Source organism: Burkholderia cenocepacia (assembly GCF_900446215.1).
Lineage (GTDB): Bacteria > Pseudomonadota > Gammaproteobacteria > Burkholderiales > Burkholderiaceae > Burkholderia > Burkholderia cenocepacia.
On the sequence record NZ_UAQZ01000016.1, the window covers coordinates 58,956 to 78,824 of the forward strand.

At 65.2% G+C, this 19,869-nt stretch carries 14 protein-coding genes and 2 rRNA genes; 11 read left to right on the plus strand and 5 right to left on the minus strand.

Annotation, left to right across the window (positions count from 1 at the left end; all coding sequences use genetic code 11):
* The first annotated feature begins 49 nt into the window (after positions 1 to 49).
* Positions 50 to 2,930: ribosomal RNA gene (locus DTA15_RS32340) — 23S ribosomal RNA — on the plus strand.
* A 155-nt stretch (positions 2,931 to 3,085) separates the two neighbouring features.
* Positions 3,086 to 3,198: ribosomal RNA gene (gene rrf, locus DTA15_RS32345) — 5S ribosomal RNA — on the plus strand.
* Between the two features lie 136 nt (positions 3,199 to 3,334).
* Here the strand turns inward: rrf and DTA15_RS32350 are convergent.
* From DTA15_RS32350 to DTA15_RS32365, 4 genes are all read right to left on the minus strand, one after another.
* A complete protein-coding gene (locus tag DTA15_RS32350; protein ID WP_006483647.1) occupies positions 3,335 to 3,799 on the minus strand; it encodes a GNAT family N-acetyltransferase in 465 nt (154 codons plus the stop codon).
* Between the two features lie 140 nt (positions 3,800 to 3,939).
* Positions 3,940 to 4,311 carry a nuclear transport factor 2 family protein gene (locus DTA15_RS32355; RefSeq protein WP_006483646.1) on the minus strand — a complete coding sequence of 124 codons (372 nt, stop codon included), beginning with the start codon at positions 4,309 to 4,311 and terminating at the stop codon, positions 3,940 to 3,942.
* A gap of 55 nt (positions 4,312 to 4,366) precedes the next feature.
* Positions 4,367 to 4,966, minus strand: a complete 600-nt coding sequence (locus tag DTA15_RS32360; protein WP_006491465.1) for a hypothetical protein — start codon at positions 4,964 to 4,966, stop codon at positions 4,367 to 4,369.
* A 175-nt stretch (positions 4,967 to 5,141) separates the two neighbouring features.
* A complete protein-coding gene (locus DTA15_RS32365; protein WP_006483644.1) occupies positions 5,142 to 6,146 on the minus strand; it encodes an AraC family transcriptional regulator in 1,005 nt (334 codons plus the stop codon).
* Positions 6,147 to 6,289: 143 nt separating this feature from the next.
* Here DTA15_RS32365 and DTA15_RS32375 point away from each other — a divergent pair, with 143 nt between their 5' ends.
* Genes DTA15_RS32375 through DTA15_RS32385 form a run of 3 tightly spaced genes read left to right on the plus strand, consistent with a single transcriptional unit; the run spans position 6,290 to position 9,947 of the window.
* The gene (locus DTA15_RS32375) at positions 6,290 to 7,957 is read left to right on the plus strand and encodes an acyl-CoA synthetase (protein ID WP_006483645.1); all 1,668 of its coding nucleotides are present in this window, start codon (positions 6,290 to 6,292) and stop codon (positions 7,955 to 7,957) included.
* A gap of 13 nt (positions 7,958 to 7,970) precedes the next feature.
* Positions 7,971 to 8,738, plus strand: a complete 768-nt coding sequence (locus DTA15_RS32380; protein ID WP_006483642.1) for a 3-hydroxyacyl-CoA dehydrogenase — start codon at positions 7,971 to 7,973, stop codon at positions 8,736 to 8,738.
* 18 nt (positions 8,739 to 8,756) lie between these two features.
* Entirely contained in the window at positions 8,757 to 9,947 is a 1,191-nt protein-coding gene (locus tag DTA15_RS32385; RefSeq protein WP_006491472.1) for an acetyl-CoA C-acetyltransferase, read from the plus strand.
* 108 nt (positions 9,948 to 10,055) lie between these two features.
* Here DTA15_RS32385 and DTA15_RS32390 read toward each other — a convergent pair whose 3' ends face one another.
* Complete coding sequence (locus DTA15_RS32390; RefSeq protein ID WP_006485720.1) at positions 10,056 to 10,748, minus strand: TetR/AcrR family transcriptional regulator; 693 nt, start codon at positions 10,746 to 10,748, stop codon at positions 10,056 to 10,058.
* A gap of 321 nt (positions 10,749 to 11,069) precedes the next feature.
* Between DTA15_RS32390 and DTA15_RS32395 the strand changes: the two genes are divergently transcribed.
* The 6 genes from DTA15_RS32395 (at position 11,070) to DTA15_RS32420 (ending at position 19,844) form a co-directional block, all read left to right on the plus strand.
* Entirely contained in the window at positions 11,070 to 12,350 is a 1,281-nt protein-coding gene (locus DTA15_RS32395) for a Zn-dependent hydrolase (RefSeq protein ID WP_006485716.1), read from the plus strand.
* A gap of 127 nt (positions 12,351 to 12,477) precedes the next feature.
* Entirely contained in the window at positions 12,478 to 13,815 is a 1,338-nt protein-coding gene (locus tag DTA15_RS32400) for an NAD(P)-dependent oxidoreductase (RefSeq protein WP_006491469.1), read from the plus strand.
* A gap of 55 nt (positions 13,816 to 13,870) precedes the next feature.
* Positions 13,871 to 15,187 (plus strand): NAD-dependent dihydropyrimidine dehydrogenase subunit PreA, encoded by a 1,317-nt coding sequence (preA, locus tag DTA15_RS32405; protein WP_006485645.1) that lies wholly within the window; start codon positions 13,871 to 13,873, stop codon positions 15,185 to 15,187.
* Between the two features lie 102 nt (positions 15,188 to 15,289).
* Positions 15,290 to 16,798, plus strand: coding sequence for an NCS1 family nucleobase:cation symporter-1 (locus tag DTA15_RS32410; protein ID WP_006485642.1), 1,509 nt, complete (start codon positions 15,290 to 15,292; stop codon positions 16,796 to 16,798).
* A 65-nt stretch (positions 16,799 to 16,863) separates the two neighbouring features.
* Positions 16,864 to 18,321, plus strand: coding sequence for a dihydropyrimidinase (gene hydA, locus DTA15_RS32415; RefSeq protein ID WP_006485639.1), 1,458 nt, complete (start codon positions 16,864 to 16,866; stop codon positions 18,319 to 18,321).
* A gap of 248 nt (positions 18,322 to 18,569) precedes the next feature.
* On the plus strand, positions 18,570 to 19,844 hold the full coding sequence (locus DTA15_RS32420; protein WP_006485647.1) for a NupC/NupG family nucleoside CNT transporter: 1,275 nt from the start codon (positions 18,570 to 18,572) through the stop codon (positions 19,842 to 19,844).
* The last annotated feature ends 25 nt before the right edge of the window (positions 19,845 to 19,869 follow it).

Sequence of the window (19,869 nt, forward strand, 5' to 3'; positions counted from 1 at the left end):
CGCGAGAACTCAACCTGTAGCGACTGTCGATGAGACAGACTCGTTATAGGGTCAAGCGAACAAGTGCATGTGGTGGATGCCTTGGCGATCACAGGCGATGAAGGACGCGGTAGCCTGCGAAAAGCTACGGGGAGCTGGCAAACAAGCTTTGATCCGTAGATGTCCGAATGGGGAAACCCACTCCTTTTGGAGTATCCATGGCTGAATACATAGGCCATGCGAAGCGAACGCGGTGAACTGAAACATCTAAGTAACCGCAGGAAAAGAAATCAACCGAGATTCCCAAAGTAGTGGCGAGCGAAATGGGATGAGCCTTGCACTCTTTATTTGTATTGTTAGCCGAACGCTCTGGAAAGTGCGGCCATAGCAGGTGATAGCCCTGTAGGCGAAAACAGTATGAAAGAACTAGGTGTGCGACAAGTAGGGCGGGACACGTGAAATCCTGTCTGAAGATGGGGGGACCATCCTCCAAGGCTAAATACTCGTGATCGACCGATAGTGAACCAGTACCGTGAGGGAAAGGCGAAAAGAACCCCGGGAGGGGAGTGAAATAGATCCTGAAACCGCATGCATACAAACAGTCGGAGCCTCGTAAGGGGTGACGGCGTACCTTTTGTATAATGGGTCAGCGACTTACGTTCAGTAGCAAGCTTAACCGTATAGGGCAGGCGTAGCGAAAGCGAGTCCGAATAGGGCGTTCAGTTGCTGGGCGTAGACCCGAAACCAGGTGATCTATCCATGGCCAGGATGAAGGTGCGGTAACACGTACTGGAGGTCCGAACCCACTAACGTTGAAAAGTTAGGGGATGAGCTGTGGATAGGGGTGAAAGGCTAAACAAACCTGGAAATAGCTGGTTCTCTCCGAAAACTATTTAGGTAGTGCCTCGTGTCTCACCTTCGGGGGTAGAGCACTGTCATGGTTGGGGGGTCTATTGCAGATTACCCCGCCATAGCAAACTCCGAATACCGAAGAGTGCAATCACGGGAGACAGACATCGGGTGCTAACGTCCGGTGTCAAGAGGGAAACAACCCAGACCGCCAGCTAAGGTCCCCAAATATAGCTAAGTGGGAAACGAAGTGGGAAGGCTAAAACAGTCAGGAGGTTGGCTTAGAAGCAGCCACCCTTTAAAGAAAGCGTAATAGCTCACTGATCGAGTCGTCCTGCGCGGAAGATGTAACGGGGCTAAGCTATATACCGAAGCTGCGGATGCGAGCTTGCTCGCATGGTAGGAGAGCGTTCCGTAAGCCTGCGAAGGTGCCTTGTAAAGGGTGCTGGAGGTATCGGAAGTGCGAATGCTGACATGAGTAGCGATAAAGGGGGTGAAAGGCCCCCTCGCCGTAAGCCCAAGGTTTCCTACGCAACGTTCATCGGCGTAGGGTGAGTCGGCCCCTAAGGCGAGGCAGAAATGCGTAGCTGATGGGAAGCAGGTCAATATTCCTGCACCATTGTTAGATGCGATGGGGGGACGGATCGCGGAAGGTTGTCCGGGTGTTGGAAGTCCCGGTCGCTGCATTGGAGAAGGCGCTTAGGCAAATCCGGGCGCAGGATTCAAGGGTGTGGCGCGAGCTCCTTAGGGAGCGAAGCAATTGGAAGTGGTTCCAAGAAAAGCCTCTAAGCTTCAGTCTAACGATGACCGTACCGCAAACCGACACAGGTGGGCGAGATGAGTATTCTAAGGCGCTTGAGAGAACTCGGGAGAAGGAACTCGGCAAATTGGTACCGTAACTTCGGGATAAGGTACGCCCTTGTAGCTTGACTGGCCTGCGCCAGGAGGGTGAAGGGGTTGCAATAAACTGGTGGCTGCGACTGTTTAATAAAAACACAGCACTCTGCAAACACGAAAGTGGACGTATAGGGTGTGACGCCTGCCCGGTGCCGGAAGATTAAATGATGGGGTGCAAGCTCTTGATTGAAGTCCCGGTAAACGGCGGCCGTAACTATAACGGTCCTAAGGTAGCGAAATTCCTTGTCGGGTAAGTTCCGACCTGCACGAATGGCGTAACGATGGCCACACTGTCTCCTCCCGAGACTCAGCGAAGTTGAAGTGTTTGTGATGATGCAATCTACCCGCGGCTAGACGGAAAGACCCCATGAACCTTTACTGTAGCTTTGCATTGGACTTTGAACCGATCTGTGTAGGATAGGTGGGAGGCTATGAAACCGGAACGCTAGTTTCGGTGGAGCCGTCCTTGAAATACCACCCTGGTTTGTTTGAGGTTCTAACCTTGGCCCGTGATCCGGGTCGGGGACAGTGCATGGTAGGCAGTTTGACTGGGGCGGTCTCCTCCCAAAGCGTAACGGAGGAGTACGAAGGTACGCTAGGTACGGTCGGAAATCGTGCTGATAGTGCAATGGCATAAGCGTGCTTAACTGCGAGACCGACAAGTCGAGCAGGTGCGAAAGCAGGTCATAGTGATCCGGTGGTTCTGTATGGAAGGGCCATCGCTCAACGGATAAAAGGTACTCTGGGGATAACAGGCTGATACCGCCCAAGAGTTCATATCGACGGCGGTGTTTGGCACCTCGATGTCGGCTCATCTCATCCTGGGGCTGTAGCCGGTCCCAAGGGTATGGCTGTTCGCCATTTAAAGAGGTACGTGAGCTGGGTTTAAAACGTCGTGAGACAGTTTGGTCCCTATCTGCCGTGGGCGTTGGATATTTGAAGGGGGCTGCTCCTAGTACGAGAGGACCGGAGTGGACGAACCTCTGGTGTACCGGTTGTCACGCCAGTGGCATCGCCGGGTAGCTATGTTCGGAAGAGATAACCGCTGAAAGCATCTAAGCGGGAAACTCGCCTTAAGATGAGATATCCCTGGGGACTAGATCCCCTTGAAGGGTCGTTCGAGACCAGGACGTTGATAGGTCAGGTGTGTAAGCGCAGTAATGCGTTCAGCTAACTGATACTAATTGCCCGTAAGGCTTGATCCTATAACGAGTCTGCCTTGTAGATCGGCGCCGTGCGAAAGCACCGGTCGCGATCCAAAGCGACATGTTGAATTCTCGTGTGTGATACACACAACTCAAAATTACTGCTTCTTCCAAGATTGGTTCTGTTGGCCACGCCAGCAGAACAACCCCCTTTGCCTGATGACCATAGCGAGTCGGTCCCACCCCTTCCCATCCCGAACAGGACCGTGAAACGACTCTACGCCGATGATAGTGCGGATTCCCGTGTGAAAGTAGGTAATCGTCAGGCTCCCTAAGCCAGAAACCCCCGCCCGAAAGGCGGGGGTTTTTGCATTGGCGTGCCAAAAAAACATGCTTGCCGCAGTCGGTAGCCCAATCTCGTCAACCGTACGCAGTGAGCCATCTTGCTGCGATCTCCTCACCCATCAGACCATGATCCGCAAGATCGGAAAAAATCTGCCCGGGATAGCGCTCGATTCCTTTTCGCCGATCTTTTCAGCCCCCAGTGTCAGATAGAACGGCGCGGCATTGGGATCTGCTTCGATCACAAAGCGCTTGATTCCTCTCGCAGCGGCCTCGGTCCGAACTGATTCCCACAGCGCACGGGCGACGCCCTGACCCATGTGATCGGGGTGAACGAACAGCCATCCGGGCGTTGGTCGATCCGAATTCAACGATGCTCGGATCCAGAACCCGATGATCGACTCGCCTGATTCCGCGACATAACCGATCGCCCCTTCGATCGTCTCCGGCGAGATCGTGAGATCGTTTTGCCACACGTCCAGCCATTCCTTCGGATAGCCCCAGTGCGCTTTCGACAGGCGCGCCAGTCGCGTGAGTTCGTCTGCGTCCGCGGCACGCGCGGAACGCACGGTAAATAGCTTGTGCATTTCGTCTCTCGTCATTGCCGACACCGTGTCGCGCCTTCATCAGTGCATCGTCGGGATCGCGGCATCTCACCGTCCGGTCGACGGCCGGCTGCTCGCAGCGGCTTTGCTCGACACTATGCATCCCCACACGCCCGTCGCAGTTACATGACCTGCGACGCATGTCCGGCGACGACACGCCAGTGGGCGCCCGATCGACGCCAGACACGCGTATAGGCAAACGTGCCGGCGAATGCCGCGCCATCGAAATGTCCGGCGAGAGTCGCTCGCGTCGTGGTCAGGATCATCTCGTCGATCGCGCATGCGCGCCTCTCGAGGACGTCGAGTGTGTCGAGACGCAGAAGCTTCGCCCGATGCGCGGTGAGGTCGTCCTCCTTCGAGATGACCTGGCCGGTCGGGGCGGTGAATACCAGATCGTCGTCCAGCAGCGCGTCGAGCGCTTCGACGTCGTTGCTCAGCATCGCTGTGCGGAGCGCGGTCTCATAGGGTTCGATGACGGTACGGATTGCATCCATGTCAGGCCTCGCATCATTTTCGGAAGGGGAGCAGCATGGCGGTGACAAACGCAGCCTACCGCGCGTTCGACAACGACTGACGCCGGACCAGCATCACCATGCAGATGCCGATCGACGCGATGAGATTGACGGCCGGATAGAACGCGACCGCGACACTCCACGTGCTCAGTGCCAGCAGCGCCAGTGCGTACTTGAGCACGCATAGCGCGAAATACGCGAGGCTCTCGCTCCACGGATCGCGGATCGTCTTGCGCACGGTCGGGCCGAGGCCGGCAAGCTCGATCAGCGTAACCAGACAGATCGACACCGTCGGATCGTCGGTCAGCTTCCACAGCGGAATGGCCGACAGGGCCGCGCACAGAAACAGCCAGTCGAGGCCCGTCCAGCCGCGTTCGCCGCGAAACAGGCTGGCGATCAGCGTCAGAAAGCACGTGACGGCGATCGCCGCCGTGCACCACGCGGACGGCCCCGCGCCCGCGACGAACTGGCCGGCAGCCGCGATCGCCGTGACGACCGACCACACGAGCCACGTGAACAGATGCGGGCGCACGGTGCGCCGATAGATCGCGAGCGCGTAAGGAATCGCCGCCAGCAACGACACGGCCGTTCCGATCGCGCCGAAGATCGAAGCGGCGCCCTGATCGACATTCACCATCGACGCAACCTCGTCCGGACTGGCCGACCAGTATGTGGTCTGACGGATCGCGGCGCAACGTCGTGCCGGCTCCGCGGTGCGGTGAACGCTGCGCGGATTCGCACCGGAACGCAGAAGAAACCGGACTGGAGCGTATCGACGGCACATGACGAGGCGCTCCACATCCATCAGCCATTCAAGACTCCGCCTGAGCCGCATGCACGTCGCGCCGGAAGGCACCGGGGCTCGTCCCCGTCCATTTCCGGAACGCGCGATGAAACGCGCTCGGCTCGGTGAAGCCGAGCTCGGCCGCGATCTCCGCGACGCTGAGCGCGTGCCCGCGCAGCAGCGACTGCGCGAGCGCGCCGCGCAACTCGTCCTTGATCGCCGCGAAGCTTTGCCCTTCGCTGCGCAAACGCCGCCGCAGCGTCGCGGGCGTCGTGTCGAGGCGCACGGCCAGCGTGTCGAAGTCGGGCCATTCGGCGGCCGGCCGCGCCTTGAGATGCGCGCGCGTCTTCGCGACCCAGCCGGTGTCGTGCCGGTAGCGCACGAGCAGGTTGCCGGGCGCGCCGCGCAGGAAGGTCTTCAGCGCCTGCTCCGAACGGATCGTCGGCAGCGCGAGGTACGCGGCGTTGAACGCGAGCCGGCTGTCGGGCCGGTCGAAATGCACGGGGACGCCGAAGAACTGGTGATAGTCGCTGCGCTGGCCGGCGCTCGGGCACGCGAAATCGATGCGCTGCAGCGGGATGCGCCGGCCGATCAGCCAGCACGCGACGCCGAGCAGGATCAGCCAGAACGTCCGGTACGCGAACGCCGGGTACGGCGCGCCCGATTGCGCTAGCACGATCTGCGCCTGCCCGTCGGCCACCACGAGCTCGCCGTGCGGCTCGTCGAGCACCACGCGCAGAAACTTCAGCGCGCGCCGCAGCGCCTTGTCGAGCGTGCCGGCACGCAGCACCGCGTGGCACAGCAGCGTGAAGCTGCCGCGCCGCATCGGGCGCGCGGCGAGTCCGAAGAACTCGTCGTCGAGCGCACCGGCGATCGCGAGCCACAGCCGGCCGTACTGCTGCGGCGTGACGGGCTCGTGCACGGCGGCCGGCAGCCCCGCGGCACGCAGCACGGGCACGGTCGGCAGGCCGCGCCGGCGCAGGCACGCAAGCGCATCGTCGACGAAATCCGGCGAAATCATCTGCGGCCCCATTTTCCTGCGTCCTCCGACATGGCAAAAGCGATCACGATTCTAGATTCCGTTTGTCATTGATTGCAATGTAGGGGCTGTCTACTATCAATGTATCCCCGTCGCGCCCCTGGCTCGCCGGCGGCCATAACGCACAGGAGACACGCATGCCTGAAGGAGCTACCGCCCGGGCGGTGCCGGCCTACGCCGACGCCGTGGCCCGGTTCAGTATCGAGACCGCCGCCGCGCAACTGGACGGCGACCTGGAGCGCGGCCTGAACGCGTGTGTCGAATGCTGCGACCGGCACGCGAAGGCGGACGCGATCGCGCTCGACTGGATCGACGCCGGCGGCCAGCACCATCGCTTCACCTTCGCGCAGATGCAGGCGTTGTCGGCCCGGGTCGCGCACCTGCTCGTCGCGCAGGGCGTGAAACCGGGCGACGTGGTGGCCGGCATGCTGCCGCGCACGCCGGAACTCGTCGCGACGATCCTCGGCACGTGGCGCGCGGGCGCCGTGTACCAGCCGCTGTTTACCGCGTTCGGCCCGAAGGCGATCGAGCACCGGCTGCGCATGAGCGGCGCGCGGCTGGTCGTGACCAACGTCGCGAATCGCGCGAAGCTCGACGAAATTGCCGACTGTCCGGCGGTCGCGACGGTGCGCGAAGCAGGCGAGACGCTGCCGGCTCACGACATCGATTTCCGCGCGGCGCTCGCTGCGCAGTCCGATACGTTCGAGCCGGTGCTGCGCAAGGGGTCGGACCTGTTCATGATGATGTCGACGTCGGGCACGACGGGTCTGCCGAAGGGCGTGCCGGTGCCGCTGTACGCGCTGCTCGCGTTCGGCGCGTACATGCGCGAAGCGGTCGACCTGCGCGCGAGCGACCGGTTCTGGAACATCGCCGATCCGGGCTGGGCGTACGGGCTCTATTACGCGATCACCGGCCCGCTGCTCCTCGGTCATGCGACGACGCTGTACGAGGGCAGCTTCACGGTCGAGAGCACCTATGACGTGATCGAGCGACTCGGCATCACGAGCCTCGCCGGTTCACCGACCGCGTACCGGATGCTGATGGCGGCCGGCAACGAAGCGGCCGCACGGCTGAAAGGCCAGCTGCGCGTGGTCAGCAGTGCCGGCGAGCCGCTGAATCCCGAAGTCGTGCGCTGGTTCCACGCGGCGCTCGGCGCGCCGATCCATGACCACTACGGCCAGACCGAACTCGGGATGGTCGTCAACAATCATCACGGCCTCACGCACGTCATCCATGCCGGTTCGGCTGGCCTCGCGATGCCGGGCTACCGTGTCGCGGTGCTCGACGAAGCCGGCCGCGAGCTTGGCCCCGGCGAGCCCGGCAACCTCGCGATCGACATCGCGCGCTCGCCGCTGCTGTGGTTCCGCGGCTACTGGCAGCAGGACACGCCGGCGATCGCGGGCGGCTACTACCGGACCGGCGACAACGTCGAGCTGGAGCCGGATGGCACCGTGAGCTTCATCGGCCGCGCGGACGACGTGATCACGTCGTCCGGCTACCGGATCGGCCCGTTCGACGTGGAAAGTGCGCTGATCGAGCATCCGGCCGTCAGCGAGGCTGCCGTGATCGGTGTGCCCGATCCGGAGCGCACGGAGATCGTGAAGGCGTTCGTCGTCCTGTCGAAAGGGTTCGACGGCACGCCGGAACTGGCCGAGGAATTGAGTCTGCACGTGAAGCGGCGGCTGTCCGCTCACGCTTATCCGCGCGCGATCGACTTCGTCGACGCGCTGCCGAAAACCCCGAGCGGCAAGATCCAGCGCTTCGTGTTGCGCAAGATGGAAGCCGAGAAGGCCGCTCAACCCTGAATACGGACTGCGAATGAATATCAAGGATCGCGTTTTTCTGATTACCGGTGCCGGTTCCGGCCTCGGCGCCGCGGTGGCGCGCATGGTCGTCGCGCAGGGCGGCAAAGCCGTGCTGCTGGACGTCAATGACGAGGCGGGCACGAGCCTCGCGAACGAACTCGGCGCGGCCGCGCGCTTCGTGAAGACCGACGTGACGAGCGAAGCCGATGGTCAGGCAGCCGTCGCGGCCGCGCGCGACGCGTTCGGCCGTGTCGACGTGCTCGTCAACTGCGCGGGCGTCGCGCCGGGCGAGAAGGTCGTCGGCCGCGACGGCCCGCATTCGCTCGACCGCTTCGCGCGCGCGGTGTCGATCAATCTGGTCGGCACGTTCAACATGATCCGGCTGGCCGCAGAAGCGATGTCGAAGCAGGACGCCGACGCGGAAGGCGAGCGCGGCGTGATCGTCAATACCGCATCGGTCGCGGCGTTCGACGGGCAGATCGGACAGGCCGCGTATGCGGCGTCGAAGAGCGGCGTGGTGGGCATGACGCTGCCGATCGCACGCGAGCTCGCGCGCTTCGGCATTCGCGTCGTGACGGTCGCGCCCGGCATCTTCGCGACGCCGATGATGGCCGGCATGCCGCAGGACGTGCAGGACGCGCTCGGCAAGAGCGTGCCGTTCCCGCCGCGGCTCGGCCGCCCGGAAGAATTTGCGGCGCTGGTGCGCCACATCGCCGAGAACACGATGTTGAACGGCGAAGTCATCCGTCTCGATGGCGCGTTGCGCATGGCACCGCGCTGACACTGGAGGAAACGAATCATGACGACTCAGGATCCGATCGTAATCGTGGGCGCGGCGCGCACGCCGATGGGCGGTTTTCAGGGCGACCTGGCGGCGGCCAGCGCGAGCGACCTTGGCGCGGTGGCGATTCGCGCCGCGCTCGAGCGCGCGAACGTGTCCGCCGAGCGCATCGACGAGATCGTGTTCGGCTGCGTGCTGCCGGCCGGCCAGGGCCAGGCGCCGGCGCGCCAGGCCGCGCTGAAGGCCGGGCTGCCGCTCGCCGCGGGTGCGACCACGGTCAACAAGATGTGCGGCTCCGGGATGAAGGCCGCGATGTTCGCGCACGACCTGCTGCTGGCGGGTTCGGCGGGCGTGGCCGTGGCGGGCGGGATGGAGAGCATGACGAATGCGCCGTACCTGCTGCCGAAGGCGCGCGCGGGCATGCGCATGGGTCATGGGCAGGTGCTCGACCACATGTTCCTCGACGGGCTCGAGGACGCGTATGAAAAGGGCCGCCTGATGGGTACCTTCGCCGAGGATTGCGCGCAGGCCTACCAGTTCACGCGCGAAGCGCAGGATGCGTTCGCGATTGCGTCGCTGACGCGGGCGCAGCGCGCGATCGCGGAAGGGCGTTTCGTGTCGGAAATCGCGCCGGTGACCGTGAAGGCCGGCAAGACGGAAAGCGTCGTGTCGATCGACGAGCAGCCGGGCAAGGCGAAACTCGACAAGATCCCGACGCTGAAGCCGGCGTTCCGCGACGGCGGCACGGTGACGGCCGCGAACGCCTCGTCGATTTCGGACGGCGCGGCCGCGCTCGTGATGATGCGTCGCTCGGAAGCCGAGCGCCTCGGCCTCACGCCGAAGGCCGTGATCGTCGGGCATTCGACTCATGCGGACCAGCCCGGCCTGTTCGCGACCGCGCCGATCGGCGCGCTGCGCAAGCTGTCGGAGAAAACCGGCTGGAACCTGCGCGACGTCGACCTGTTCGAGATCAACGAAGCGTTCGCGGTGGTGCCGATGGCCGCGATGCGCGACCTCGACCTGCCGCACGAGAAGGTCAACGTGCACGGCGGCGCATGCGCGCTCGGGCATCCGATCGGCGCATCGGGTGCGCGCGTGATGGTGACGCTGCTGGCCGCGCTCGAAACGTATGGTTTGAAGCGCGGCGTCGCATCGCTGTGCATCGGCGGCGGCGAAGCGACGGCCGTCGCGATCGAGCGCCTCGCGTAACGCGACGCATCGTTCGTCCGTCCGTGGCATCGCGGGCGGCGCGTATCGCACGGGACCTTCCGTGTGGTGCGCGCCGCCCGTTTTTATTTGCCGGATCGCCGTGTCGCGCTACGACTTCGCGTTCGGCGATACCGCGCCGCATGCGCGAATCACGAGTTGCACGACCTGTTCGGTCCTGTCGTCGAACGCCTTCTTCGTGAACGCGCGCTTGCCGCTCAGCGCGCGAATCTGCGCATCGAAATCCGCATAGTGCTGCGTGGTCGCCCAGATCAGGTACATCAGCGCATGCGGGTCGATCGGCGCGAGCAGTCCGCGCGCGATCCAGCCGTCGATCACGTTGATGCGCGCGTCGAACCACGGCTTCACGCGTTGTGACAGGATGTCCTGCATGTGTTCCGCGCCGTGGATGATCTCGTTGGCCCAGACCTTCGAGCCGAGCGGGCGTCGCTGCGACAGCGCCATCTTCGCGCGCACGTAGCTGCCGATCGCCTCCACTGGATCGTCGCCGGCCTCGAACGAGCCGGCCGCGCGATGCCAGTCCTCGAACAGGTCGTCGAGCACGCGGCGGTACAGCGCAAGCTTGGTCGGGAAGTAGTAGTGCACATTCGCCTTCGGCAGGCCCGCGCGCTCCGCGATCATCGCGGTGCTGGCGCCGGCGAGCCCGCGTTCCGCGAATACGGCTTCCGCGCACGCGAGCAGATGGGCTTCGTTGGACTCGCGAATGTGTGCCTTGCGTCGCCGCAAAGGCGCGGGCGTTTCGTCCCGGTCGGTGGCTTCGATCGCCGCCTCGTCATGTCTCATCGTGTCCCTCGCGCGGCGGCCATGCCGCGTTGGGCTTCATTCTAGCTGCTGATTCGCGTCGCGCGCACGCATCCGGATGCCGCGATTCCGCCGCGATGCTGCGTTGCGGTGGCACGTTTCTCGCTCCATCGCGTCGCGCAAGAAAGACGTTGCGCTGGTCATTTTGATCGTCTAAAACCTGTCCAATCGGACAGGATTTGCGCGTTTCGCGAATCGACGGGGACATGCACCGCATCCGGGCGGTGTGCCCTCGAAACAGGCATCACACGCACCGGCACAGACCGGGCTGACGACATCACCGACCCCACAGGAGCGATACGAATGAACGCGGTATCGGAAACAGTGAAGCGGGCAGCTTTCGACACGTCGATCAAGGTCGACGGCAAGCGGTTGTGGGACAGCCTGATGGAAGTCGCGAAAATCGGCGCGACGCCGAAAGGCGGCGTGTGCCGCCTCGCGCTGACCGATCTCGACAAGGCCGGTCGCGACCTGATCGTCGGCTGGGCGAAGGCGGCCGGCTGCACGGTGACGGTCGATACGATGGGCAACGTGTTCATGCGCCGCGCGGGCCGCGTGGCCGACGCCGCGCCGGTCGTCACGGGCTCGCACGCGGATTCGCAGCCGACCGGCGGACGCTTCGACGGCATCTACGGCGTGCTCGGCGGCCTCGAAGTGATTCGCAGTCTCAACGATCACGGCATCGAGACCGAGCATCCCGTCGAGGTCGTGATCTGGACCAATGAAGAGGGTTCGCGCTTCGCGCCCGCGATGGTCGCATCGGGCGTGTTCGCGGGCGCGTTCCCGCTCGAATACGGGCTGTCGCGCAAGGACGTCGACGGCAAGACGATCGGCGAGGAACTGGCGCGCATCGGTTATGCGGGCGACGTGCCGTGCGGCGGGCGCAAGCTGCACGCGGCGTTCGAGCTGCATATCGAGCAGGGGCCGATCCTCGAAGCGGAATGCAAGACGATCGGCGTCGTGACCGACGCGCAGGGGCAGCGCTGGTACGAGATCACGTTCACCGGCCAGGAAGCGCATGCGGGGCCGACGCCGATGCCGCGTCGCCGCGACGCGCTGCTTGGTGCGTCGCGCGTGGTCGATCTCGTCAACCGGATCGGCCTCGATCATGCGCCGTTCGGCTGTGCGACGGTCGGCATGATGCAGGTCCACCCGAACTCGCGCAACGTGATTCCGGGCCGCGTGTTCTTCACCGTCGATTTCCGTCATCCGGACGACGCCGTGCTCGCGAAGATGGATGCGGCGCTGCGCGACGGCGTCGCGCGCATCGCGGCCGACATCGGGCTCGACACCGAGCTCGAGCAGATTTTCTACTACAAGCCGGTCGCGTTCGATCCCGCGTGCGTGGCGGCCGTGCGCGGCGCGGCCGACCGCTTCGGCTATTCGCATCGCGACATCGTGTCGGGCGCGGGCCACGACGCGTGCTATCTCGCGCAGGTCGCGCCGACGTCGATGGTGTTCGTGCCCTGCGTCGACGGCATCAGCCACAACGAGATCGAGGACGCGACGCCCGCATGGATCGAGGCCGGCGCGAACGTGCTGCTGCACGCGATGCTGTCGCGCGCATGCGAGCCGGCTTCATGATGGATCGGCCGTAGCAGCCGCGAGGCTGCCTGTCGTCAGAAATTTGCATCCCTAAGCATGACCGCCCCGACTGTGCATTCGCAGCCGGCGGGGACGGCTTTGTCTCCACCCAGCCGAAGGAACGCGTATGACCACCCAGCCAACCGGCGATATCGCCGCGCATCGCCTGTCGTCCACGCAACTCTCGTGCGAATTCGCCGATATCGCGCCGCTGCTCGATCCGACCGCGGCGGCGGCCGCCGCGAGCCGCTGCCATTACTGCTACGACGCACCGTGCGTGCACGCGTGCCCGACGCAGATCGACATCCCGAGCTTCATCCGCAAGATCGGCAACGGCAACCTCAAAGGCGCCGCGACCGACATCCTGTCCGCGAATCCGCTCGGCGGGATGTGCGCACGTGTGTGCCCGACCGAGATCCTCTGTGAAGGCGCTTGCGTGCGCAACCATCAGGATGCGCAGCCGGTCGCGATCGGCGCGCTGCAGCGGCACGCGACCGACTGGGCGATGCAGACCGGCGCGGTGCAGTTCCGGCGCGCGCCGGAGACGGGCCGCCATGTGGCGGTGGTCGGCGCGGGGCCGGCCGGGCTCGCGTGCGCGCACCGGCTCGCGCTCGCCGGGCATCGTGTCACGCTGTTCGACGCGCGCCCGAAGGCCGGCGGCCTCAACGAATACGGGATCGCCGCGTACAAGACCGTCGACGATTTCGCGCAACGCGAGGTCGAGTGGTTGCTGTCGGTGGGCGGCATCACGCTGCAAACCGGTGCGGCGCTCGGACGCGACGTGACGCTTGATGCGCTGCGCGAGCAGCACGACGCGGTATTCCTCGCGATGGGGCTCGGTGGCGTGCGCGCGCTCGCGATCGACGGCGAGCAACTGGGCGGCGTGATGAACGCGGTCGATTTCATCGCGCAGGTGCGGCAGGCCGACGCGCTCGCGAACGTGCCGGTCGGGCGGCGCGTGGTCGTGATCGGCGGCGGCAATACGGCGATCGACGCGGCGGTGCAGAGCCGCAAGCTCGGCGCCGAGCGCGTGACGATGGTGTACCGGCGCGGCGTGGACGCGATGAGCGCGACGTGGGCCGAGCGCGAGTTCGCGCAGAAGAGCGGCGTCACGCTCGTCACGCACGCGAAGCCGGTGCGTATCGCGGGCACGGACGGGCAGGTGACGGGCGTCGAATTCGAGGGCGCATCGGGCGAGCGCTTCACCGTCGACACGGACATGGTGCTGAAAGCGATCGGCCAGACGCTCGTGCCGGACGGCATCGCGGCCACGTTGCTGACTTCGGACCGCACGCGGATCGCGGTCGATGCGGACGGGCGCACGGCGCTGCCGGACGTGTGGGCCGGCGGCGACTGCGCGGCGACCGACGGCATCGATCTCACGGTGCAGGCCGTGCAGGACGGCAAGCGCGCGGCCGCGTCGATCGACGCGACGCTCGCCGCGCGCGACGCGAAGGCGGCCTGAACGCGCGGCGTCCCGCCGGCACACCGAACACGACCCCATTCTCACGGAGCCGAACATGGCCGATCTTCGCTGCACCATCGCAGGCATCACTTCGCCGAATCCCTTCTGGCTGGCGTCCGCGCCGCCGACCGACAAAGCCTACAACGTCAATCGCGCCTTCGAGGCGGGCTGGGGCGGCGTCGTCTGGAAGACGCTCGGGCTCGATCCGCACGTCGTCAACGTCAGTTCGCGTTACGGCGCCGTGCAGTGGAACGGCCAGCGCATCGCGGGGCTGAACAACATCGAGCTGATCACCGACCGTCCGCTCGACGTGAACCTGAGAGAGATCGCGCAGGTGAAGCGCGACTGGCCGGACCGCGCGCTGATCGTGTCGCTGATGGTGCCGTGCAACGAACGCGACTGGAAATGGATCCTGCCGCTCGTCGAGGATACCGGGGCCGACGCGGTCGAGCTCAACTTCGGCTGCCCGCACGGGATGAGCGAGCGCGGGATGGGCGCGGCGGTCGGGCAGGTGCCCGAATACGTCGAGATGGTCACGCGCTGGGTGAAGGAAGGCACGAAGCTGCCGTGCCTCGTGAAGCTCACGCCGAACATCAGCGATATCCGGATGGGCTCGCGCGCCGCGTACAAGGGCGGCGCGGACGGCGTGTCGCTGATCAACACGATCAACTCGATCGTCGCGGTCGACCTCGACCAGATGGCGCCGATGCCGACCGTCGACGGCAAGGGCACGCACGGCGGCTATTGCGGGCCGGCGGTCAAGCCGATCGCGCTGAACATGGTCGCGGAGATCGCCCGCGACCCGGAAACGCCGAACCTGCCGATCTCGGGCATCGGCGGCATCTCGTCGTGGCGTGATGCGGCCGAGTTCATGGTGCTCGGCGCCGGCAGCGTGCAGGTGTGCACCGCCGCGATGCATTACGGCTTCCGGATCGTGTCGGATCTCGCCGACGGGCTGTCGAACTGGATGGACGAGAAGGGCTACGCGACGCTCGACGACATCCGCGGCCGCGCGGTGCCGAACGTGACCGACTGGAAATACCTGAACCTGAAGTACGACATCAAGGCGCGCATCGACCAGGACCGCTGCATCCAGTGCGGGCTGTGCCATATCGCGTGCGAGGACACCTCGCACCAGGCGATCACGGCGACGAAGGACGGCGTGCGGCATTTCGAAGTGGTCGATTCGGCGTGCGTCGGGTGCAATCTTTGCATGCATGTGTGTCCGGTCGAGCAATGCATCACGATGGAGCGCGTCGATTCGGGCGACTACGCGAACTGGACCACGCATCCGAACAATCCGGCGAGCGCGGAGGCGGGGGCGAGTGCAGGCGCGGCGGCACCGGATAAGCACGCGAAGAAGGCTGCCTGACCGGCGTCCGGCGAGGCGGGGTCATCCTGCATCGCCGCCTTTCGTTCCACCCGGGCCGGCATCGCACGATGCCGGCGTTGACGTTTTCGTGGAGTGTGTTCGATGAATCACGCAGCGAATCCCGCCGATCCCGACAGCGCCGCGGCGCACGGCGGCAGCCTGTACAACGACGATCTCGCGCCGACGACGCCGGCGCAGCGCACGTGGAAGTGGTACCACTTCGCGGCGCTGTGGGTCGGGATGGTGATGAACATCGCGTCGTACATGCTCGCGGCCGGGCTGATCCAGGAAGGCATGTCGCCGTGGCAGGCGGTGATGACGGTGCTGCTCGGGAACCTGATCGTGCTCGTGCCGATGCTGCTGATCGGCCATGCGGGCGCGAAGCACGGGATTCCGTATGCGGTGCTCGTGCGCGCGTCGTTCGGCACGCAGGGCGCGAAGCTGCCGGCGCTGTTGCGCGCGATCGTCGCCTGCGGCTGGTACGGCATCCAGACCTGGCTCGGCGGCAGTGCGATCTACACGCTGCTGAACATCCTGACCGGCAATGCGCTGCACGGCGCGGCGCTGCCGCTCGTCGGCATCTCGTTCGGGCAGCTCGCGTGCTTCCTCGTGTTCTGGGCGCTGCAGCTGTACTTCATCTGGCACGGCACCGATTCGATCCGCTGGCTCGAAAGCTGGTCCGCGCCGATCAAGGTCGTGATGTGCGTGGCGCTCGTGTGGTGGGCGACGTCGAAGGCGGGCGGGTTCGGCTCGATGCTGTCGGCGCCGTCGCAGTTTGCGGCAGGCGGCAAGAAGGCCGGGCTGTTCTGGGCGACCTTCTGGCCCGGCCTGACCGCGATGGTCGGCTTCTGGGCGACGCTCGCGCTGAACATTCCTGATTTCACGCGCTTCGCGCATTCGCAGCGCGACCAGATGATCGGGCAGTCGATCGGGCTGCCGCTGCCGATGGCGCTGCTGTCGGTGGTGTCGGTCGTCGTGACGTCGGCAACCGTCGTGATCTACGGCAACGCGATCTGGGATCCGATCGACCTGACGAGCCGGATGACGGGCATCGGCGTCGGCATCGCGCTCGTGATCCTCACGCTCGACACGATGTGCTGCAACCTCGCCGCGAATCTCGTCGGCCCCGCGTACGACTTCTCGAGCCTGTGGCCGAAGGCGATCTCGTACCGCACGGGCGGGATGATCACCGCGACGATCGCGATCGTGATGATGCCGTGGAAGATCCTCGCGACGACGGACGGCTATATCTTCACCTGGCTCGTCGGCTATTCGGCGTTGCTCGGGCCGGTCGCGGGCATCCTGATGGTCGACTACTTCCTGATTCGCGGCACGCAGCTCGACACGCGTGCGCTGTTCGACGAGGCCGGCGGCTTCAGCTACGCGCGCGGCTGGAACCCGGCCGCGCTGATCGCGCTCGCGGTCGGCGTGCTGCCGAACCTGCCGGGCTTCCTGCATACCGCGTTTCCGGCGTCGTTCCCGAACGTGCCGGCGTTCTTCAACACGCTTTACACGTACGCGTGGTTCGTCGGCCTCGTGCTGGCGTCGGGCGTGTACGGCACCTGGATGAAGTGGCGCGCCGGACAGCGCGCGCAGATCGCGAGCGCATGACGCGCGAGCCGGATTCGACTCGCACGCGGCATGCGGCACCCGACAGTCAACGAGGAGGCAAGCAAATGGCAATCCTGATTCGTGGCGGCACCGTGGTCGATGCGGACCGTTCCTATCGCGCGGACGTGCTCTGCGCGGACCCGCAGGACGGCGGCACGATCCTGCAGATCGCGGAGCAGATCGATGCGCCGGCCGGCGCGACCGTCGTCGACGCGCACGACCAGTACGTGATGCCGGGCGGCATCGATCCGCATACGCACATGGAGCTGCCGTTCATGGGCACGCGGGCGAGCGACGATTTCTACTCGGGCACGGCCGCCGGGCTGGCGGGCGGCACGACGAGCATCATCGACTTCGTGATTCCGAGCCCGAAGCAGCCGCTGATGGAGGCATTCCACGAATGGCGCGGCTGGGCCGAGAAATCGGCTTCCGATTACGGGTTTCACGTGGCCGTGACGTGGTGGGACGACAGCGTGCACCGCGACATGGGCACGCTCGTGCGCGAGCATGGCGTGTCGAGCTTCAAGCACTTCATGGCGTACAAGAACGCGATCATGGCCGACGACGAGATCCTCGTGAACAGCTTCACGCGTTCGCTCGAACTCGGCGCGCTGCCGACCGTGCACGCGGAGAACGGCGAGCTCGTGTTCCAGCTGCAAAAGGCGCTGCTCGCGCGCGGGATGACGGGGCCGGAGGCGCATCCGCTGTCGCGGCCGCCGGAGGTGGAAGGCGAGGCCGCGAACCGCGCGATCCGCATCGCGCAGGTGCTCGGCGTGCCCGTGTATATCGTGCACGTGTCGGCGAAGGACGCGGTCGACGTGATCACGCGCGCGCGCAGCGAAGGGCTGCGCGTGTTCGGCGAAGTGCTGCCGGGCCACCTGGTGATCGACGAGGCCGTCTATCGCGATCCGGACTGGACGCGCGCGGCGGCCCACGTGATGAGCCCGCCGTTCCGCTCCGCCGAGCATCGCGAGGCGCTGTGGCGCGGGCTGCAGTCGGGGCAGCTGCATACGACGGCGACCGATCACTGCGTGTTCTGCGCATCGCAGAAGGCGATGGGCCGCAACGATTTCACGAAGATCCCGAACGGCTGCGGCGGCGTCGAGGATCGCATGTCGGTGCTGTGGCATCACGGCGTGAATCATGGCCGCATCACGCCGAACGAGTTCGTGCGGATCACGTCGACGAACGCCGCGCAGATCTTCAACCTGTATCCGCGCAAGGGCGCCGTGCAGGTCGGTGCCGATGCCGACCTCGTCGTATGGGACCCGGCCGCGACGAAGACGATCTCGGTGAACACGCATCACCAGCAGGTCGACTTCAACGTGTTCGAGGGGATGACCGTGCAGGGCGTCGCGACGCACACGCTCACGCGCGGCGCACTCGCCTGGGCCGACGGCGAATTGCGCGCGGTGCGCGGCGCGGGCCGTTACCTGAAGCGCCCGCCCGGTGCCGGCTACTACGAGGCCGCGCGGATCGCGAACCGGCTGCGCGAACCCCATCCGGTCGAACGCGCGGGTTGAGCGATGCGTAGCAGGCGGGGCGTGTCCGTTCGAACGGCGCGCCCCGCGCGCGTTTTCGCGAGGTAGGTAGAACAACTGATCAAGTCGTCGAAGCACGAAAAAAGAAACGATCGACGCCATTGGTCGCGGCGATTTTGGCGACGTTGCCGGCGTGCATATCGAGCGAGTAACATCCACCAACCCGATCACGCGGGTCGCGGGCACGGGCCGCCCGCCGGACAGTTCAAATAGTGAGAAAGGAGCACAAGGTGGATATTCTGCGCAGTCTCCTCGGCATGCTGTTTCTGTTGCTGGTCGCGTATCTGCTGTCGAACAACCGCCGCGCGGTCAGTGGGCGGACCATGATCGCCGCGCTGCTCACGCAGTTCGCGATCGGCGCGCTCGTGCTGTTCGTGCCGTCGGGTCGCGCGGCGCTGGCCGCGGCCGCGAACGGCGTCAACCGCGTGCTCGACATGGGCAATCACGGCATCGCGTTCGTGTTCGGTGGTCTGGTCGACGCACGGATGTTCCAGTTGTTCGGCGACGGCGGGTTCGTGTTCGGCCTGCGCGTGCTGCCGATGATCATCTTCGTCACCGCGCTGATCTCGGTGCTGTACTACATCGGCGTGATGAAGTGGATCGTCGCGATCCTCGGTGCGGGGCTCGCCAGGGTGCTGGGCGTGAGCCGCATCGAGGCGTGTTCGGCCGTCGCGACGATCTTCCTCGGGCAAAGCGAGATGCCCGCGCTCGTGAAGCCGTTCGTGCGCAACATGACGAGCGCCGAGATCTTCACGGTGATGGCGAGCGGGATGGCATCGGTCGCGGGCTCGGTGCTGGTCGGTTATGCCGGTCTCGGCGTGAAGATGGAGTACCTGCTCGCCGCGTCGTTCATGGCGGTGCCGGGCGGGCTGCTGTTCGGCAAGCTGCTGTTTCCGACCGTCGAACCGAGCCGCGTGGTGGTCGACGGTCTCGATTTCGACGACAAGCGCGCCGCCAACGTGATCGAGGCGGCCGCCTCCGGTGCATCGGTCGGGCTGCGCATCGCGATCAACGTCGGCGCAATGCTGATCGCGTTCGTCGGGCTCATCGCGCTGATGAACCTGATCGTCGGTGGCGCGGCCGCGTTCGTGGGCTTTCCGCAGGTCACGCTGGTCGGCATCATAGGCCACCTGTTCGCGCCGCTCGCGTGGATCATCGGCGTGCCGTGGCACGATGCGGCGCTGGCCGGCAACTTCATCGGCGAGAAGCTGATCTTCAACGAATTCGTCGCGTACGGCGACCTGTCGCCGTACCTGAAGGGCGGCGCGCATGCGGCGGCGGCCGGCCTGCAGGTGCTCGACCCGAAGACGCTCGCGATCGTGTCGTTCGCGCTGTGCGGCTTCGCGAACTTCTCGTCGATCGCGATTCTCGCCGGCGGCTTCAGCGCGGTCGCGCCCGAGCGCCGCTCGGACGTCGCGCGCCTCGGCTTGCGCGCGCTGACGGCGGCGACGCTGTCGAACCTGATGAGCGCGGCGATTGCCGGCCTGTTTTTCTCGCTGCATTGACAGTAGACTCCGACCGATCGAAGCG

What these genes read in the sequence shown, in the direction of transcription:
- DTA15_RS32350 (WP_006483647.1), bottom strand. Translation starts at nt 3,799, where the DNA reads ATGCACAAGCTATTTACCGTGCGTTCCGCGCGTGCCGCGGACGCAGAC.
- DTA15_RS32355 (WP_006483646.1), bottom strand. Translation starts at nt 4,311, where the DNA reads ATGGATGCAATCCGTACCGTCATCGAACCCTATGAGACCGCGCTCCGC.
- DTA15_RS32360 (WP_006491465.1), bottom strand. Translation starts at nt 4,966, where the DNA reads ATGGTGAATGTCGATCAGGGCGCCGCTTCGATCTTCGGCGCGATCGGA.
- DTA15_RS32365 (WP_006483644.1), bottom strand. Translation starts at nt 6,146, where the DNA reads ATGGGGCCGCAGATGATTTCGCCGGATTTCGTCGACGATGCGCTTGCG.
- DTA15_RS32375 (WP_006483645.1), top strand. Translation starts at nt 6,290, where the DNA reads ATGCCTGAAGGAGCTACCGCCCGGGCGGTGCCGGCCTACGCCGACGCC.
- DTA15_RS32380 (WP_006483642.1), top strand. Translation starts at nt 7,971, where the DNA reads ATGAATATCAAGGATCGCGTTTTTCTGATTACCGGTGCCGGTTCCGGC.
- DTA15_RS32385 (WP_006491472.1), top strand. Translation starts at nt 8,757, where the DNA reads ATGACGACTCAGGATCCGATCGTAATCGTGGGCGCGGCGCGCACGCCG.
- DTA15_RS32390 (WP_006485720.1), bottom strand. Translation starts at nt 10,748, where the DNA reads ATGAGACATGACGAGGCGGCGATCGAAGCCACCGACCGGGACGAAACG.
- DTA15_RS32395 (WP_006485716.1), top strand. Translation starts at nt 11,070, where the DNA reads ATGAACGCGGTATCGGAAACAGTGAAGCGGGCAGCTTTCGACACGTCG.
- DTA15_RS32400 (WP_006491469.1), top strand. Translation starts at nt 12,478, where the DNA reads ATGACCACCCAGCCAACCGGCGATATCGCCGCGCATCGCCTGTCGTCC.
- preA (WP_006485645.1), top strand. Translation starts at nt 13,871, where the DNA reads ATGGCCGATCTTCGCTGCACCATCGCAGGCATCACTTCGCCGAATCCC.
- DTA15_RS32410 (WP_006485642.1), top strand. Translation starts at nt 15,290, where the DNA reads ATGAATCACGCAGCGAATCCCGCCGATCCCGACAGCGCCGCGGCGCAC.
- hydA (WP_006485639.1), top strand. Translation starts at nt 16,864, where the DNA reads ATGGCAATCCTGATTCGTGGCGGCACCGTGGTCGATGCGGACCGTTCC.